Origin of the sequence: Colwellia psychrerythraea 34H, from assembly GCF_000012325.1 — a bacterium.
In the GTDB taxonomy this organism is placed as follows: Bacteria; Pseudomonadota; Gammaproteobacteria; order Enterobacterales; family Alteromonadaceae; genus Colwellia; species Colwellia psychrerythraea_A.
On the sequence record NC_003910.7, the window covers coordinates 4,046,943 to 4,066,014 of the forward strand.

Consider the following 19,072-nt stretch of genomic DNA (forward strand, 5'->3'; position numbering starts at 1 on the left):
AATATTTCACATAATTCACCGACAGTGAAAACAGGAGACAACAATGTCGATTATCAAAATGGCTGATCTAACATTAGCCAACCAACGCGTATTAATTCGTGAAGATTTAAATGTACCTGTAACCGATGGTAAAATCACTTCAGATGCTCGTTTACGCGCTGCATTACCTACACTTAAACTTGCACTAGAAGCTGGCGCAAAAGTTATGGTTATGTCTCATTTAGGTCGTCCAACTGAAGGACAACCTGAAGAGAAATTTTCACTTAAACCTGTAACTGATTATTTAAGTGCAGCATTAAACTACCCTGTTCGCTTAGTCACTGATTACCTAGACGGTGTAGATGTTGCTGCTGGTGAATTAGTCGTATTTGAAAACATTCGCTTTAACCTGGGTGAAAAGAAAAATGATGACACGCTAGCTAAAAAGTTAGCTGCATTATGTGATGTTTTCGTTATGGATGCTTTTGGTACTGCTCATCGTGCCCAAGCCAGTACTCATGGCGTAGCCAAATTTGCCGCGACTGCTTGTGCTGGTCCATTGCTTTCTGGTGAATTAGAAGCATTAGGTAAGGCTTTAGATAATCCTGCAAGACCACTTGTGGCAATTGTTGGTGGCTCTAAAGTATCAACTAAATTAACTGTGCTTGATTCTTTAGCAGGCATTGTTGATCAACTTGTTGTTGGCGGTGGTATTGCTAACACCTTTATTGCAGCAGATGGTCATAACGTCGGAAAATCATTATATGAAGCTGATTTAGTTGAAGAGGCAACTCGTTTAACTAAACAAGCGAAAGCAAACAACGGTGATATCCCAGTACCTAGTGATGTTGTTGTTGCCACTGAGTTTTCAGCTTCTGCAACTGCAACCTTAAAACCGGTCAATGAAGTCACTGCTGATGAAATGATTTTTGACATTGGTCCTGAGACAGCAAAAGCGTTAACTGAAATTATCGCTAACGCTGGTACCATAGTTTGGAATGGCCCTGTTGGCGTATTTGAATTTGATCAGTTCGGTGAAGGTACTAAGGTGATTGCACAAGCTATTGCTGATAGTTCAGCCTTCTCAATTGCTGGTGGTGGTGATACTTTAGCCGCTGTTGATAAATATGAAATTGCCGATAAAATTTCTTACATCTCAACAGGTGGTGGAGCGTTCTTAGAATTCTTAGAAGGCAAGAAATTACCAGCAGTAGAAATATTAGAGCAACGCGCTAAATAATAACATTGCTAATGACTAATGGTCGCTAACAATTAGCGACTATTGGAACTAAATAAAAAACGAGTCTCTTTTCAAGGCACTCGTTTTTTAATAGCTAAAATATTTATATTAAAAGAAAAAGAAAGCAAAACGAAATACAAACCTGACAAGTAAGACCAAAACGAAACAAGAACGAAATAAAATCGAAATACAATCGAAACATCTTGCAATGCAATTGTAGTAAACTTACAATCACAATCTCGGAAAAACCACTAATATAGATTGTAAAACAAGTGTATCTTGTAATATTCGCACAAAATTCAGCTTTTCCATCTATTAGTGTTTTAAAATCAACTTTAAGTAAATTATCCTGTCAGATAAAGGTGCTATTTGCTATAATTTTGTTATCTGAATAAAAACTTTCAACCTTAGCAACAAAAACTTATCTAGGAGTAAGTAAATGGCTTTAATTTCAATGCGCCAAATGCTCGATCATGCGGCAGAATTTGAATACGGTATTCCAGCATTTAATGTAAATAACTTAGAGCAAGTACGTGCAATCATGCTTGCCGCTAGTGATACTGATAGCCCTGTCATCATGCAAGCATCTGCAGGTGCCAGAAAATACGCCGGCGCGCCTTTTTTACGCCATTTAATTTTAGCTGCTATTGAAGAGTTTCCACATATTCCAGTAGTTATGCATCAAGACCACGGGACTTCTCCTACGATTTGTCAACGTTCAATCCAATTAGGTTTTTCATCAGTAATGATGGATGGCTCATTAATGGATGACGGTAAAACTCCAAGTAGTTATGAATACAATGTTGACGTAACACGTCGCACTGTTGAAATGGCACACGCTTGTGGTGTTTCTGTTGAAGGCGAGTTAGGTTGTTTAGGCTCACTTGAAACAGGCATGGCTGGTGAAGAAGACGGCGTTGGCGCTGAAGGTGTATTAACTAAAGAACAAATGTTAACAGACCCTGAAGAAGCTGCTGACTTTGTAAATAAAACCCAAGTAGATGCATTGGCTATTGCTTGTGGTACTTCTCATGGTGCTTACAAGTTTACACGTCCACCTACAGGCGATATTTTAGCGATTGATCGTATTAAAGCAATTCATCAACGTATTCCACATACTCACTTAGTAATGCATGGCTCTTCATCTGTACCACAAGATTGGTTGGCTGTTATTAATGAGTTTGGTGGAAAGATCCCTGAAACTTACGGTGTACCTGTTGAGCAAATTCAACACGGCATTAAAAATGGCGTACGTAAAATCAATATAGACACTGATTTACGTCTTGCGGCTACGGGTTCTATTCGTCGTTTCTTGGCAGAAAATCCAAGTGAATTTGATCCACGTAAATTTTTACAAGTATCGACTAATGCTATGTACGACATTTGTAAAGCGCGTTATGAAGCATTTAATACTGTAGGTAATGCCAGCAAAATCAAGCCGATAAGCCTTGATAACATGTTTGATCGTTACCAAAGTGGTGAGCTTAAAGCACTCATCAAGTAACATCATCGATACAAAGTAGTTACAAAAACTATTAATTAAAAGGGCTTAGGCCCTTTTTTTATGCTCGAAAAAAATAAGGTAGTTAGGTATAATCGCTTAATATAATCACGTTTCATTTCTATTAAGTAATTTTTTCAAGATGTTTTCTCGTTTTATTCTAGTACCCATTTTTTCAATCTATTGTGCGTTTCCTACGCTGTCTTATGCTCAAGAGCAAAAAGCAGGGACAAATTCGGCTAATGCTTCAGACATATTATTTAGTCTTGAAAAAGCTGATGAGTCCCAACAACCTGCATCTGGCACTTTATTTACCGCCTCAGCAGAGCTAGGTTTACTTTATTTGACAGGTAATACCCGCAGTGCCGATATTAAAACAGGCTTAGACTTACGTTTTGAAAGAGGCCTTTGGCGAAGTTTCTTTGTTTTTGATTTGTTAGTGAAAAAAACTGAAACTGAGAGTGAAGTGAGTAGCGATGTCATTCAAAAAAACCTTGAAACGACCGATCAAAAGTGGAGTATTACTTCGCAAACTAACTACACCCTTGATGCTATAAAACAAAACTATATCTATGGCAGTGTCTTTTATGAAGAAAATAGATTTTCTGGTTTTGATTCACAAGCATCAATCTCAACCGGTTGGGGTCGCCGTTGGTTTGAAAATAAAGAAGCTAGTTTTGATGCCGATATAGGTCCCGGCTTTAAGAGGGATATTACCCAAGTTACCCCTGAAGAAATAGAAACGGGCATGAAGAGTAAAACCCAAGATACCCTTATTTTACAAGCACAAGCCCTGTATATAAGAAAAATAAATGAGCATATAGAGTTTAAGCAACTTTTCGTGGTCAAACACGCTATTGAACAGGGGCAAAACAGTATTTATAAAGCTGAAACATCAATTACTAGTAAATTAATTGATTCACTGCAGCTTAAGCTTAGTTTTATTATCGATTACAACTCCAAAGTAGATGATGATAAAGAGAATTTAAACACAGAAACTTCTGCGGTACTTATTTATAGTTTTTAATGACCTAACGAGTTGTGCAGCTAATATTATTAGCTGCCTAACTCAAATGAATGCAACTTAAATTTCTGTAAATCGTTAGATAATAGCTCAACACTTTGCTCGTCAATCATATAAGTAAAAGTGCAAGTTCCTGACTCACTAAATTCATAACAAACACTAAGAAAGTCTCTTCCTTGCTTGGTGCTATACAAACCAAACTTGAAAGTAACACCATTCATCCATTGGGAGACGTATTCATTGATTGGTAAAGTTAATAGGTATTTATCAGGAGTTTCCTGTTTTTGCCATTGGCGGTACTTATCTATAGCATACTCAACATCATCAACTTCTGACTCATTTATCCACAGAGGATAAGTTACATTGAAACTATTTTTATCAGTACTAATTGGTGAGTTACTGCCCTGAGCGGAATATAATAAAGTACTGCCAGAAACCAAACCAGTTTGGGCCACTTTTAAGCGGGTTTGCTTTTTAAGATAATTATTCGTGTGAGCGCTGTACTCAGAAAAACTCACCTTTGTTTCCGTATGACTTTCTGTGTATGCCCCTATAGAGCCGCAACCCGATAGTGATAAAGTGGTAATAGTTATAGTAATATACGAATTCATTGTCGTTTCTTAAAATGATATTGGGTCTTGAAGCACTGTTAATGTAACAACTTTTTTTTCACATTAACTAGGTACTGATTTTGACTACCATTTTAGCGTCACAGAATAGTGTAACTGTTGAAAATCGTAACTTTGGCGTAAAGAACTGTAGTAAATAAAAAAAGTGGAATAATCAAAACATTATTATTGAGTTTTTTGCCACTGCTCGAATCCTTTTTTTATTTTATTAATTGTTTCAGGTTTAGTTCCAAGGCTCAGTGCCATGCAATGCTCAGCACTTTCACCTTTTGATATTTCTAAGCCTGACATAAGATTCAAATCTGCTGCTCCAAGTAAACCTAAGCGATAGTTTAGTGATTCTTTAGACTGAATAACAACATCTATCCTCCCTTTAATTAATTTTTTCAGGTTTGTTTCTTCATTAGAAGATATATCTAGATTCACTCCCTCTTGAAATCCTTGTTGTAGAAAGTAACTGTGGCTATTATCTCCACGCATGATACCTACCACACTTGTTTTTAATGCCTCTAGAGAATCTATATTGATCTCATTCGACGCAAGTTTATACACATGAATTGGGGTGGATTTATAGAGGGGACAAAACCAATGAAATTTTGACTCTCGCTGCTTTGTTCTATAAATGGAATAAATAAGTATATTAGGATTGGTTGTTGCTAAATGAAAACTTCTTGCCCATGGATAGACATCTATCGAATATTTAATATCGGTGTATGCCAGTATTTCCCTTATATTACTGGTAACTATTCCTGAGACTTCCTGGCCCTTTAAAATAAAAGGCGGCCAATCTTCTGTTACCACTTTTAGCTCTTCTTCGTTGGACCGTGCAGTAAAAGAAAGAAGTAAAAATATAATTAACAGAGAATTTTTCATTGCAACTCTACATCTAGGTTTAATGTGTTAAATCAATATAATAAATTGTATCATTTAAATTGTCATCCACATTAAAAGTATTAAACTTTCGTTCACAAAAAACTAATTTTTTCATTTTAGAGAACTAACGAGAACTACCTCAATCTCTCTATTTAAAAGAACTATTACTTAATGAGTTCCTTTTTCAGTGTTTAGGACAATAAAACAAAGTTTACTTTGCTAATCAATCCAGCTTTGCCCTAAAATAACCGCAATTATATTTTCCTCCAAATAAAAAGGTATCTACATGGCTCAGCCACTACCAGATAAGTTCATCATGTCGATGAATCGCGTTTCTAAAGTAGTTCCACCCAAGCGCACGCGTTTAGACTGAGAATACACCTTATTATCACCTCTTGCATACCACATTAATTCCCTACACAGAAACTGATAAATAGTCCAATTAAATCAAGTTACAACCATCAGGTATTCTGATATATTCCTCAGGTATTTTACTCTCTAAAATCTAATAAATATTATTCAAGGAAGGATAAGTCATTGTCAATTCATTTCTCCATTTTCAAAACATTACTATTCTCATTTTTAGTCATCACTCTTACTGCTTGTGGTGGAAGTGGTGAAGAAAGCCCCGAAGCTAACCAGGTAGAAGTCATTCCTCCAGTAACGCTACCATCAGTTAACGAAGTGCCCGTTATTACCTTAAATGACGAGTACTCAGTCATCGAATATAGTGACATTACTGTTAGTGCTTTAGCTGAGGACAGTGATGGTGAAATTATCAGTTATCTATGGCAACAGAAATCAGGGCTTATCGTTGACTTAAGCGAAACAGATTCAAGTACATTAACCTTCACCGCCCCTAATGTGAGTGAAGACCAGCAACTCACTTTTGAGCTGACAGTTACTGATGACGACAACGCACTTACTACTAAAAATATAATCATTCGCTTGCATGCCCTAGAAAGTGATATTGAAGACATAGTTTTTGCAAATGAGAACTTCAAAAGCTGTATTTTTAATATAGCTAAGGAAGCAAATTTGCATAAATCGGTAAATTTTAGACAAATTGACTGTCGTGATCAAAATATCTCGTCAACACAAGGTTTGGAAAACTTTACTGAACTAAAGACATTAACACTTATCAATACTCAGATAAAAACTATAGATTTGAGTGCTTTAATACGGTTGGAAACTATTTGGCTTAGCCGTAATCAATTGTCTGAAATAGACTTGAGCAAGCAAACTTTATTAACAGATCTAGAGCTCCATGATAATAATTTAGCCAGCATAAACTTAGTGAATCAAGTCTTATTAACTTATTTGTCTATAACAAATAACCAAATAATTTCAATAGATTTAGCAGCTCAAACACAACTAACTAATCTTGCTTTAGATGGTAACCAACTACCAGAAGTTAATTTAAGTGCACAAAAACTATTAACTCATTTATATTTATCCAATAACCAACTGACAAAAGTCGACTTAAGTAAACAAAAATTGTTAACTGATTTAGCTTTATCCGACAATCAACTGACAAAAGTCGACTTAAGTGAACAAAAATTGTTAACTAATTTAGCTTTATCCAACAATCAACTAACAGAAGTCGATTTAAGTACTAAACCATTGTTAACTCACTTACGTTTGAATGATAACCCGATAACAGACATAGATTTACGTGCCCAAAGATTGCTAATTCTTTTAGGTTTATCCAATAACCTACTCACAGAAGTCGATTTACGTGTCCAAGAACTTTTAATTGATTTAGATTTATCCAATAACCTACTCACAGAAGTCAATTTACGTGTCCAAGAACTTTTAATTGATTTAGATTTATCCAATAACCTACTCACAGGAGTCGATTTACGTGTCCAAGAACTTTTAATTGGTTTAGATTTATCCAATAATCGATTAACAGAAGTCGACTTGAGTACTCAAACATTTTTAACAGGGCTCAATTTGGATGATAACCAACTAACTAAGATAGATTTAAAGAATCAAACAAAACTACAATCTTTTTCAATAGACAATAACCAAATTACTGAGCTTGATTTATCTTCACAGCCTGAACTCAGCCGTATTTCTATTTGGAATAATTATCTCACAGCCATTAACCTTAGCACCCCATTAAAAATAACAGATTTAGACCTTACAGAGTCTAAGCTCACAACTATCGATTTAACTGCCCAACCACAATTAAAAAATTTAATCTTATGGAATAATGAACTGACAAGTATAGATTTAAGTAACCTAGTACAACTAGAAAGCTTAAATTTAGGCTCGAATGATAATCTATCTGAAGTTAACTTAGCCGGGTTAACAGGTTTGTCTAATTTAAGATTGAGTAATCTAAATCTATCAACTATCGACCTTAGTCAACAAAGCAACTTGCTTTCTTTACACATAGATGGCAATCCACTAACAACCCTTGATTTAAGTGCGCAAAAAAAATTACATACTTTATCAATAAGTAAGGGTAACTTAGAAAACTTTAACTTAACAAATCTTACCAAGTTAACTTCCTTCGCTTCTTATAATATTGAACCTGAAACCATACAACTTTTTCCTGACTTAAAATTAGATTATTTAGCTTTTAATTACTTCCAAGCAAAATACATTAATTTAACCGCACATACTGAGCTAACGACGTTAGTAATTAATGAAGGGGGGATAACTGACATTGATTTAAGTGCCCATGAAAAGATCGAAAATTTACAGCTAACCGCTAATCCATTAACACTAATCAACTTAGACTCACAAAATCTATTAAAATCTTTAACTTTGGGAGGTAGCCAAATAAAAGAAATAAACCTAAGTAATAAAAAGTACCTAAGGTCAATACAGCTTACAAGTAATAAAATAAGCCAAATAGACTTAACGGGGCTAGATGCACTAGAGTACCTTCGCCTGACTGATAATCCATTAACGAATGTCACCAAGGATTATTTAGATAGTTTAAATGGAATTAATGGTCTAAAAATTTATTATTAACGCTACCACAAGCAAAGTTTACACTTTAAAGGAGCCTAACCACCCACAGGCTCCTTTTGCCCTCTAAAGTTTATTTAATTCATTTCAGTAAAATACAAGTTTATTTTGCTTATCCCCTCATGATTGCCCTAAAATAACCGTAATTATAATTTCCTCCAAATAAAAAGGTATCTACATGGCTCAGCCACTACCAGATAAGTTCATCATGTCGATGAATCGCGTTTCTAAAGTAGTCCCACCCAAGCGCACTATTTTAAAAGATATATCACTTTCATTTTTCCCTGGCGCTAAAATCGGTGTATTAGGTTTAAATGGCTCGGGTAAATCTACCTTGCTTCGTATTATGGCGGGTGTTGATACTGAATTTGAAGGTGATGCGGTTGCTTTAGCGGGAACTAAAATTGGTTATTTACCACAAGAACCTCAACTTGATGAAAATCAAACAGTACGTGAAGCCGTTGAAGAAGCTGTTTCTGAAGTTAAAAACGCTATGGCCCGTTTAGACCAAGTCTATAACGAATATGCTGAAGAAAACGCTGACTTTGACGCCCTAGCAAAAGAACAAGGCGATCTCGAAGATATCATTAATGCACAAGATGGTCATAATATTGATAACGTTTTAGAACGTGCTGCTGATGCATTACGTTTACCAGAATGGGATCAAAAAATTGCCGTACTAAGTGGTGGTGAACGACGTCGTGTTGCACTTTGCCGCTTATTACTTGAAAAACCAGACATGTTATTACTCGATGAGCCAACCAACCATTTGGATGCTGAATCTGTTGCATGGTTAGAGCGCTTCCTGCATGACTACCCTGGGACTGTAGTAGCTATCACCCATGATAGATATTTCTTAGATAACGTTGCTGGTTGGATATTAGAGCTTGATAGAGGCCATGGTATTCCTTATGAAGGCAATTACTCATCGTGGTTAGAGCAAAAAGATGCACGTCTTGAACGAGAAGGTAAAACCGAAAGTGCATTACAAAAAACCATTAAGCAAGAACTTGAATGGGTTCGTTCAAATCCAAAAGCGCGTCAATCAAAAAGCAAAGCCCGTTTGGCACGTTTTGAAGAGCTTAATAGCCAAGATCATCAAAAACGTAACGAGACTAACGAGCTTTACATTCCACCTGGACCTCGTTTAGGCGATAAGGTACTTGATGTTAATAACTTAACCAAATCATTTGGCGATAGAGTACTTATTGATGACTTAAGCTTTAGTGTTCCTAAAGGTGCTATTGTCGGTATTATTGGTCCAAACGGTGCAGGTAAATCTACACTCTTTAAAATGATGTCTGGTGCTGAAAAACCTGACTCTGGAAATGTAGTGCTGGGTGATACGGTTAAGCTTGCTAGTGTTGATCAGTTCCGTGATGACATGGATAACAGCAAAACCGTTTATCAAGAAATCTCTCAAGGTCATGACATTTTACAAATTGGTAATTTTGAAATTCCGAGTCGTGCCTATGTTAGTCGCTTTAACTTTAAAGGTAACGATCAACAAAAAATCATTGGTGAGCTATCCGGTGGTGAACGTAACCGAGTTCATTTAGCCAAGCTTGTACAAACGGGTGGTAACGTATTACTGCTCGATGAGCCAACCAACGATTTAGATGTTGAAACTCTACGTGCGCTTGAAGAAGCATTATTAGAGTTCCCTGGTTGTGCCATGGTTATTTCACATGACCGTTGGTTCCTTGATCGCATTGCTACTCACATCTTAGATTACCGTGATGAAGGTCAAATCAACTTCTTTGAAGGTAATTTTACTGATTATGAGGCATGGTTGAAGAAAACTTTAGGCCCTGCAGCAACAGAACCACACAGAATTAAATACAAAAAAATAGGGTAAACACTAAATAAAAACAGCCGTTGTTAGTACGTTAGTAACTTTGCTGTGATTTGTTAATGAGTTTACCGATAAAAGCCAGTTAAAACTTGATTTTAGCTGGCTTTTTTGTGCCCAATAATTTTTTACTTTTCAATAAAATGAGACTATGCTGAAGCCAATCGATGACAAAAGTCATTAGTCAGGTTGGACAATAGACATGGATGATAGACGACAATTTACTCGTATTTTATTTTCAATAAAAGCAGAGCTAAAAATTGAAAAAAATATATACCATGTGTCTATTCATGATATATCACTTAATGGTGCTTTAGTTACCGCTATTGAGAGTGAACAACCGTTAAAAGGTAAAGTCGGTACCTTACACTTTTTATTATCAGATAAAGAATCAGAAGTGAACATGAGCATTGCCATTGTTCACGAAGAAAAAAACGAAACAGGTTTGCAATGTAATGCTATTGATATTGACAGTGTTACTCATTTACGTCGTTTGGTTGAACTCAATCTAGGTAATAACGAACAACTTAATAAAGAACTGGGTCAGTTATCACGTACAAAGTAAGGTTAAGCTATTGATTATACCTGTTTTTTAGTTTAAGTTGAAATTAGTAAAAATTTACAACATCTCTATCCAAACCTTTAAGGAGTCTTAATGAATCATCTAATCATCTCTTGTATTGGCCCAGATCAAACAGGCCTAGTAGACACTTTATCTAAAGTTATTTCCAAGCATCAAGGCAACTGGCAAGTTAGTAGTTTGCATCATTTATCAGGCTTTTTCGCCGGCGTGATTGAAGTTGCCGTAGCAAGTGAAAAAAGTGAAAGCTTAATCAGTGCATTAAAAGCTATTAAAGGATTAAGTTGCCAAATTGAAGTGGCAGAGCCTAACATGCCCGACGTTATTAGTAATTTAGTACTGGAAATTACTGCTAATGATAGAGCGGGAATTGTACAAGAAGTATCCTCTGTTATTCATCATCAAAATGGTAACTTAATCAAGCTAGTAAGCTCACACGATAGCGCGGCCCATAGTGGCCAAGATATTTTTAAAGCGAAAGTACAAATTGCTATTGATGATAAATCGGTTGATCACCTTATCAGTGCATTAGAGCAAATCGCAGATGACTTAATGGTAGATATTTCCCGCTAGTCTATCTAGTTAATAGTGCTTAGTAAGACTGCTTTACTATTAAGCAACACGTTAATTTAACTGTATGCTAATCAAAAACGAGTGCCATGAGCACTCGTTTTTTATATCAATTTCACTCACCAATAGTTAATAAATACGGGGTTATGATTATCACCCTTGAAGACGCTATCCTAGGATAAGGTTTCCAAAAACTTTGCAGCTTTATTAATATCTCGGCTACGTTTCATATCAGGCAAACTTTTCAAAAAAGTTTCACCATAAGGTTTATTCACTAACCTATCATCACAAATCACTAGCACACCACGATCACTAACATCACGAATAAGTCGCCCTACCCCTTGCTTTAACGCGATAACCGCTTGAGGTAATTGAATTTGACTAAAGGGCTCTCCGCCTTGACGTCTTACATCTTCACACCGAGCTTGCAACAGAGGGTCGTCCGGTGAAGCAAAAGGTAACTTATCAATAATCACGCAAGTGAGCTTATCACCACGAACATCAATACCTTCCCAAAAACTTGCCGTAGCTAGCAGTACCGCATCATCTTGTTCGACGAACTGCTCAAGCAGTTTTCGCTTAGCCATTTTACCTTGCACTAATAAGGGGTTATCAATACTCTCAGCTAGAACTTCAGCAACCTGGTGCATTACACGATAACTAGTAAAAAGCATAAAGCAGGCACCTTTACTGGCTTTAATCAACGGCTCTGCCAACTCAGCTAACTTTAAGGCGCGATTTTTATCATTGGCCTGCGGTAAATAACGCGGTACAACAAGCTGCGATTGCGCTTGGTAATCAAACGGGCTATCAAGTAATAACTGTTTAGCATCTTGTAAACCTAAGTGTTTAGCAAAATGATTAAAGCTATTATCTACAGCTAATGTTGCTGAGGTAAAAATCCAACCGGCACCCGACTCTTTCACAAAGGTATTAAACTTTTCACTAACGTTTAAAGGGGTTTGATGCAATACCACGCTCCGCGGAGTGGTTTCATACCAAAAGCTCATGCCGTATGCTTCAACATTTGCCATCACGTCGTATTGAGCAAGTAAATTAACAGCACGGTCAAAGCAATTATCTATCGCTTCATTTCTTGAAACACACAGTTTTATCACTTGATATAGAAAATCTAAATCAATTTTTAGGTTAGCGAATTTTTGCTGAAATTGAACTTGTTTATACTTTTCCCGCCAATTGCCACGTTCCGGATCATAATTAAATAACAGGCGAAACTCTTGGCAAGTCTTTTGTAGTTTTTCGGCTGCTAAACCTAACTGTTTAACATCAGTTAAACTACTACGGTGTACTTGTAATACGTCGGTACATAAATCAACGAGTTGCTTGCTAGAAAATGCCTCGCCAAAATATTCACTCGCGATATCCCCAATTTGATGCGCTTCATCAAAAATCATCACTTGAGCCTTAGGTATAAGCTCACCAAAACCAGTATCTTTTAAGGCCATATCAGCAAAAAACAAATGATGATTCACCACAATAATATCAGCATCACTTGCTTTTTGACGGGCTCGAACTAAGTGGCATGCTTCATAGTCTGGGCAATCTCTTGCCAAACAATTATCCAAGGTACTCGTTACAAAAGGAAAAATACTGGAGTCTTCACTGACATTCACTAATTCGCCAATATCGCCACTTTGCGTGCCATTTGCCCAGGTTTTCACTTTAACTAGATCTTGCAACATTTGAGCATCAAGTTGACCTCTACTATCTTGATACTGCGCTAACCGATAGTTACATAAATAGTTTGCGCGACCTTTTAATAAAGCGACTTGCGCATTACTCGCTAGCGCCTTTTTAATTAGGGGAATATCTTTATGAAAGAGTTGCTCTTGCAAGTTCTTAGTACCCGTAGAGACTACTATTTTTTTAGGATTTTTCGGGTTTAACGATAAAAAGGCAGGGATCAAATAAGCAAAGGTTTTTCCGGTACCGGTTCCTGCTTCAACAATAAGCGATGATTGTTTGTCTATTGCATGGGCAACATCAAGTGCCATATCGGTTTGCGCTTGACGTGGCGAGAAGCCTTTGATGGCTTTAGCCAAAGCGCCTTCTGGAGAAAATGCTTGGCTAACTTGGCTAACGTTGTTTTCGGTCATGTAAAATGTGAGGACACAAATGAGTATTTATGCAGAGAGTATACTTAACTACAGCTTAAGCATAAAGATCTAAGTGCTTAGTATCGTCGTTATTACCATTGTCAGATTTTTCAACGTTAATCTCTTTTTCGTCTTGCTCTGAAGCAACATCATTCTTGATGCTATCAGTTTGATTTTTATGTTCTTCCTTTTGCTTAGCATGCTGCTCTTGCTCACCCCCTTGTCGGCTGGAGTGGTATTGATCTTCTTCCGTGGTAAAATAACACTCATGGTTTTCAATATGATCAGGGTCTTGGCTAAGCTTACTGTTAGCTGCCTCTTTGAGTAATGCCTTAACCTTCAAGTTTGCTGGCTTAATCGGTACAGGGACTACACGCGTTAATTGAGTAGTAAAAATATCCATTCTTAGTTCCTCCGCAATTTAAAAGTTGCACATAAATCATTATATCCAAACTACTTGAAGATGCGTGTTTCAGGTAGCTTGGGTATATATTGCAATACCATGTTATCGACTATTCGCTTAAAATCTTTAGGCTATATATTTTAACTGGCCTACACAATCAATTTAGAGTAATAACTTTAAGTATGATTCATATAACAAATCATAATAAAAAACCCTTATTTATTACTTGCAGGCATCTTAATTACACAGTAGTGTAAACAGCATCAAAACAAATTATTTTTCTACCTGTTAACTTAATTTTAGATTACCATCAAGTTAACAGCAAATGACCTACTATTAGAGACTTTTTAACCATGATTATTAACCTGAATCGCCGACATCATCACCATCACTACAACTAGCCCATTCAGGTTTACTTAATAAGTAAATTACTGAAGGGCAACTGGCCTTTCAGTGGTTTAAAAAAGCATAATACATCCTCTTAATAGAAGTAATTGTAATTGCTAAACCCCCGAAAGAGTCACGACTCTCTCGGGGGTTTTCGCATTTTGGCGAATAATAAATTGTATATACATGACGAATTTTAAGATTAAAAACGATAGGAATTAACATTATGAGCACATCAGAGCCACGTTTACGCATTGCCATGCAAAAATCAGGACGCCTAAGTGAAGACACCCAAAAACTACTTAAGCTTTGTGGATTAAAGCTAAATTTGAGTGATAGAAGATTATTAGCTCATGTAAGCAATATGCCTATTGATATTATGCGTGTCCGCAGTAGCGATATTCCAGGTTTAGTTATGGACGGAGTTTGTGATTTAGGCATCGTTGGTGATAACACACTCGAAGAAGAAGAATTAGATCGTCAATTGAAAGGTAATAAGTCTGAGTACATTCGCACTACCTCTTTAGATTTTGGCGGCTGTCGCTTTTCAATTGCAATGCCTGAAGAATTTGAATACACAGGTTTAGCGTGTTTAGACGGCCTACGTTTTGCCACAACTTACCCACAATTATTAAATCGTTTTGCTAAAGCTAACGGCATTAATGTAGAGTTTTGTTTGTTAAAAGGCTCAGTTGAAGTAGCTCCTCGCGTTGGCTTAGCTGACGGTATTTGTGATTTAGTTTCTACTGGCGCAACACTTGAAGCTAATGGCTTAAAAGAGGTGGCTGAAGTTTTCCGTTCAAAAGCATCACTGATTCAACGAGCTGACCCATTGTGTGAAGAAAAACAAGCCATTTTAGATACATTATTGCCACGTGTTCATGGCGTAATGAAAGCGAAAGAAAGCAAATACATTATGCTACACGCGCCAAAAGATAAGATAGCTGAAGTCAGCAAATTAATGCCTGGCACAGAAACACCAACTATTTTACCACTTGCTGAGCGTGACAATATGGTCGCTGTACACGTAGTCGCAACAGAGACATTCTTTTGGGAAACCATGGAACAATTAAAAGCTTTAGGTTGTCACTCTATCCTAGTGATGCCAATTGAGAAGATGATGGGCTAAATAAGCAGTATACTTGAAACTTCAGCGGCATTGTCTGCGTTGTTCGTTGCAATCACTTAGCAATACCGAGTAAAGAAGCTAAGCTCAGGCAACTCACAACTTGACAGCTTTGCTGAAGTCACAATTATTTAGCTTAGTTTCTCAGACAATAACATTGAATATTGAAAATATTAATACCGAGATATAATTATGATAAATCAACTTATCAATTGGCAAGAGCTTTCACCGCAACAAAAAAATAGTGCCCTTGCTCGACCGGCTATTGCCGACAGCGCTTTATTATCAACGCAAGTTGCTAACATCTTATCGCAAGTTAAAAATCAAGGTGATAAAGCTATTCTTGCGTTAACTGAGCAGTTTGACGGTATCGCACTTAGCACATTATCCGTAAGCTCAGCGCAAGTTGCCCAAGCCAAATTAGCATTAACAGATAAACGCTTAAAAGCTATTCACACCGCTTACAAGCAGATAAAGTCATTTCATAGCGCGCAAACAGCTTCTGACATTACCGTTGAAACAACGCCTGGCGTTAAATGCACGTTAAAAACGGAAGCTATTGAAAGTGTTGGTTTATACATTCCTGCTGGCTCTGCTCCATTGCCTTCTACGGTTTTAATGTTAGGCGTACCTGCACAACTTACTGGCTGTCAACGTACCGTGCTTGTTTGTCCTCCGGATAAAAATGGCCAATTAGCTGATGAAATATTAGTGGCTGCCGATCTTTGTGGTATTACAGAAATATATACCGTTGGTGGTGCACAAGCCATTGCGGCACTCGCTTACGGCACAGAAACAATTCCAGCGGTAAATAAAGTATTTGGACCTGGAAATCGTTATGTTACTGAAGCTAAAACTCAGTTATCACAGCAAGTCGCAGGTTTCGCCATTGATATGCCAGCAGGCCCTTCTGAAGTATTAGTTATCGCTGATGGGCAAGCAAATCCAGCCTTTATCGCGGCTGACTTATTATCCCAAGCAGAGCACGGTGTAGATAGCCAAGTAATACTACTCAGTGATAGTGAGTCTTTAATCTCAAAAGTATCAACTGAAATAGCGCAGCAACTTACCTTATTATCTCGCTGTAAAATTGCAGAACAAGCGTTAAAGCAATCTCGCTTAATTCTGACTAAAGATTTAGCGCAGGCTGTTGAAGTATCAAATGAATACGGACCTGAACACTTAATAATTCAAACAGAAGATGCTCCAACATTACTCAGTAAATTACGAAATGCAGGTTCGATATTCGTCGGTGCTTATACGCCAGAATCTGCGGGTGATTACGCCAGTGGTACTAACCATGTTTTACCAACCTATGGTTACTCAAAAGTTATTTCAAGCTTATCGTTAGCGGACTTCTCTCGTCGCTTTACTGTACAAGAAATAACAAAAGCGGGTTTACAAAGTTTAGCTGAATGCATTATTGAGTTAACGGATGCTGAAGGGTTAGATGCACACCAGCGCGCGGTAACAATTCGTCTAGAAGAAGGTAGTTAGTTATGACCTCGCCAGTAAATGACGCATCAGAAAGTATTACCTTAACAACTGACAGCTTGATAGATAAGTTAGCAAGAGAAGAGTTAGTCGATATGGTTCCTTATCAATCTGCTAGACGTCTTTTTGCCAGCGGTGATAATGAGCAAGCCAATAGCAGAACTTGGTTGAATGCTAATGAAGCGCCCGGTCAAGGTCAGTATCAATTAAGCAGCGAGAATATTAATCGTTACCCTGATTTTCAACCGCAAGCACTATTAAAAGCTTATAGTAATTATTGTAACTTGCCTGTTGATAATATACTGGCAACTCGCGGCGCAGATGAAGGTATTGAATTAATTATTCGTAGTTTTTGCCGTGCTTATCAAGATAGCGTCCTGATCTGCCCACCAACTTATGGTATGTATGCTATCAGCGCAGAAAATCACGGTGCTGGTATTATTAGCGTACCATTAGTGAATACGCCAGAAGCACAATGCCAGCTAGACCTTGAAGGATTGAAGCAACAAGTAGGAAAAGCAAAAGTTGTCTTTTTATGCTCGCCAGGAAACCCTACAGGTAACACCTTATCATCAGCACAAATTAAAGCCGCTATTGAGATCTTTAAAGACAGCGCTATGGTTGTTGTAGATGAAGCCTATTATGAATATACCAATAAAGAATTGGGTGCTGAGCAAGTAAATATTAAATTAATTAGCCAATATGATAACGTGATTATACTAAGAACCTTATCAAAAGCTTTTGCCTTAGCAGGATTACGCTGTGGTTTTACCTTATCGAATAAAGCAGTCATCACACTACTCAGTAAGGTTATTGCGCCTTACCCTATCGCAGCACCTGTTGCTGAAATTGCCAGCAAAGTATTAACGAATGATTTAGACGTTATGCAAGCCAGAGTAATTTCTGCCAATAGTTTACGTGAACAGTTGAGTGAATGGCTGAAGCAACAAAAGTGGTGTAGCGATGTTTTTGATAGCAATGCTAACTTTGTACTGTTTCGTTGTAATAATATCGATGAAAAAAACAAAGTATTTAACCTCTTAGTAGAACATAACATCTTAATTCGTGATCAGTCTAAGCAACAACAGCTTGAAAATTGCCTACGAATAAGTATTGGCAGTGAAGACGAAATCGCGCAGCTAAAACAGCTATTAGAAACACTATAAGTAACGTAATGCTACATTATAGGTGTGGCGTAACAAACATAATGAAGAGCATTTTATGAGTAATACACAAGAGAAAATATTATTTATCGACCGTGACGGTACTTTAGTGGAAGAGCCAGCTATCGATAAGCAGCTTGATACTTTGGAAAAACTTGTATTCGAACCTAATGTCATTGCAGAGTTATTAAAGTTGCAAGCGAAAGGTTTCAAACTAGTGATGGTTTCAAATCAAGATGGGCTAGGAACAAACAGCTTTCCACAAGCAGACTTTGATTTACCTCACAACAAGATGATGGACTTATTTAGCTCTCAAGGTGTACATTTTCAAGATGTATTACTTTGCCCTCATTTTGATGAAGACAATTGTAATTGCCGTAAACCTAAACTTGGTTTAGTGAGTGAGTACCTGCAACAAGGTCGTGTAGATTTCGCTAACTCTTTTGTTATTGGCGATAGAGAAACAGATATGGGACTTGCCGCTAACATGGGCATCGTTGGCATCAAATATGACCCCGAGACATTAAATTGGGCGCAAGTGAGTGAGCAAATAATTACTCAGTTAGAGCAACCAAGGATAGCTACTGTTACGCGTACAACCAAAGAAACAGATATTACGGTTACCGTTAACTTAGATAAAGCCGGTGAAAGCAGTATAGATACTGGTTTAGGTTTTTTTGACCACATGTTAGATCAAATATCTACTCACGGCGGCTTTAGCTTACAGTGTCACGTTAGTGGGGATTATCATATTGATGAACACCACAGTGTTGAAGATACTGCACTAGCTTTAGGGCAAGCTCTTAAACAAGCATTAGGCAATAAACGCGGTATTAATCGTTTTGGTTTTACAATACCTATGGATGAATGTCGTGCTGAATGTGCTATCGACCTTTCTGGTCGTCCATGGTTAGAATTTGATGCTGATTTCACCAGTGCCAATGTCGGTACCATGTCTACACAAATGGTACCTCATTTTTTCCGCTCCCTTGCTGATTCAATGTTAATAACATTACACTTATCAACGAGTAAAGGTAATTGTCATCACCAAGTTGAGAGCTTATTTAAAGTTTTTGGTCGCGCATTAGGTCAAGCAATCAAGGTTGATGGGGATGCAATGCCAAGTTCAAAGGGTACCTTATAATGACA

General features: G+C 37.2%; 15 protein-coding genes. 11 read left to right on the top strand and 4 right to left on the bottom strand.

Annotated elements, in window-relative coordinates; genetic code table 11:
- The first annotated feature begins 43 nt into the window (after positions 1–43).
- From CPS_RS17335 to CPS_RS17345, 3 genes are all read left to right on the top strand, one after another.
- Positions 44–1,219 carry a phosphoglycerate kinase gene (locus CPS_RS17335; protein ID WP_011044622.1) on the top strand — a complete coding sequence of 392 codons (1,176 nt, stop codon included), beginning with the start codon at positions 44–46 and terminating at the stop codon, positions 1,217–1,219.
- Between the two features lie 439 nt (positions 1,220–1,658).
- Positions 1,659–2,723, top strand: a complete 1,065-nt coding sequence (fba, locus tag CPS_RS17340; RefSeq protein ID WP_011044624.1) for a class II fructose-bisphosphate aldolase — start codon at positions 1,659–1,661, stop codon at positions 2,721–2,723.
- 139 nt (positions 2,724–2,862) lie between these two features.
- The gene (locus tag CPS_RS17345; RefSeq protein ID WP_011044625.1) at positions 2,863–3,747 is read left to right on the top strand and encodes a DUF481 domain-containing protein; all 885 of its coding nucleotides are present in this window, start codon (positions 2,863–2,865) and stop codon (positions 3,745–3,747) included.
- 29 nt (positions 3,748–3,776) lie between these two features.
- On the opposite strand, the gene CPS_RS17350 is transcribed toward CPS_RS17345, so the two are convergent.
- Complete coding sequence (locus CPS_RS17350; protein WP_011044626.1) at positions 3,777–4,355, bottom strand: hypothetical protein; 579 nt, start codon at positions 4,353–4,355, stop codon at positions 3,777–3,779.
- A gap of 183 nt (positions 4,356–4,538) precedes the next feature.
- The gene (locus CPS_RS17355) at positions 4,539–5,246 is read right to left on the bottom strand and encodes a substrate-binding periplasmic protein (RefSeq protein ID WP_011044627.1); all 708 of its coding nucleotides are present in this window, start codon (positions 5,244–5,246) and stop codon (positions 4,539–4,541) included.
- A gap of 537 nt (positions 5,247–5,783) precedes the next feature.
- On the opposite strand from CPS_RS17355, the gene CPS_RS17360 reads away from it, so the two are divergent.
- The 4 genes from CPS_RS17360 (at position 5,784) to CPS_RS17375 (ending at position 11,236) form a co-directional block, all read left to right on the top strand.
- On the top strand, positions 5,784–8,234 hold the full coding sequence (locus tag CPS_RS17360; protein ID WP_011044630.1) for a leucine-rich repeat domain-containing protein: 2,451 nt from the start codon (positions 5,784–5,786) through the stop codon (positions 8,232–8,234).
- Between the two features lie 175 nt (positions 8,235–8,409).
- The gene (gene ettA / locus CPS_RS17365) at positions 8,410–10,089 is read left to right on the top strand and encodes an energy-dependent translational throttle protein EttA (RefSeq protein ID WP_011044631.1); all 1,680 of its coding nucleotides are present in this window, start codon (positions 8,410–8,412) and stop codon (positions 10,087–10,089) included.
- A gap of 196 nt (positions 10,090–10,285) precedes the next feature.
- On the top strand, positions 10,286–10,648 hold the full coding sequence (locus CPS_RS17370) for a PilZ domain-containing protein (protein ID WP_011044632.1): 363 nt from the start codon (positions 10,286–10,288) through the stop codon (positions 10,646–10,648).
- Between the two features lie 90 nt (positions 10,649–10,738).
- Positions 10,739–11,236, top strand: coding sequence for a glycine cleavage system protein R (locus CPS_RS17375; RefSeq protein ID WP_011044633.1), 498 nt, complete (start codon positions 10,739–10,741; stop codon positions 11,234–11,236).
- Positions 11,237–11,406: 170 nt separating this feature from the next.
- Here the strand turns inward: CPS_RS17375 and CPS_RS17380 are convergent, their stop codons facing one another.
- Positions 11,407–13,350: an ATP-dependent DNA helicase gene (locus tag CPS_RS17380; protein ID WP_011044634.1), complete on the bottom strand. Its 1,944-nt coding sequence runs from the start codon at positions 13,348–13,350 to the stop codon at positions 11,407–11,409.
- A 55-nt stretch (positions 13,351–13,405) separates the two neighbouring features.
- Complete coding sequence (locus CPS_RS17385; RefSeq protein ID WP_011044635.1) at positions 13,406–13,753, bottom strand: hypothetical protein; 348 nt, start codon at positions 13,751–13,753, stop codon at positions 13,406–13,408.
- A 613-nt stretch (positions 13,754–14,366) separates the two neighbouring features.
- Between CPS_RS17385 and hisG the strand changes: the two genes are divergently transcribed.
- The 4 genes from hisG to hisB all read left to right on the top strand — a co-directional run bounded on the left by hisG (position 14,367) and on the right by hisB (position 19,067).
- On the top strand, positions 14,367–15,269 hold the full coding sequence (hisG, locus tag CPS_RS17390) for an ATP phosphoribosyltransferase (RefSeq protein ID WP_011044637.1): 903 nt from the start codon (positions 14,367–14,369) through the stop codon (positions 15,267–15,269).
- 189 nt (positions 15,270–15,458) lie between these two features.
- Positions 15,459–16,763, top strand: coding sequence for a histidinol dehydrogenase (gene hisD, locus CPS_RS17395; RefSeq protein WP_011044638.1), 1,305 nt, complete (start codon positions 15,459–15,461; stop codon positions 16,761–16,763).
- 2 nt (positions 16,764–16,765) lie between these two features.
- Positions 16,766–17,926, top strand: a complete 1,161-nt coding sequence (gene hisC / locus CPS_RS17400; RefSeq protein WP_238383556.1) for a histidinol-phosphate transaminase — start codon at positions 16,766–16,768, stop codon at positions 17,924–17,926.
- Positions 17,927–17,981: 55 nt separating this feature from the next.
- The gene (gene hisB / locus CPS_RS17405) at positions 17,982–19,067 is read left to right on the top strand and encodes a bifunctional histidinol-phosphatase/imidazoleglycerol-phosphate dehydratase HisB (RefSeq protein ID WP_011044640.1); all 1,086 of its coding nucleotides are present in this window, start codon (positions 17,982–17,984) and stop codon (positions 19,065–19,067) included.
- Positions 19,068–19,072: the final 5 nt, after the last annotated feature.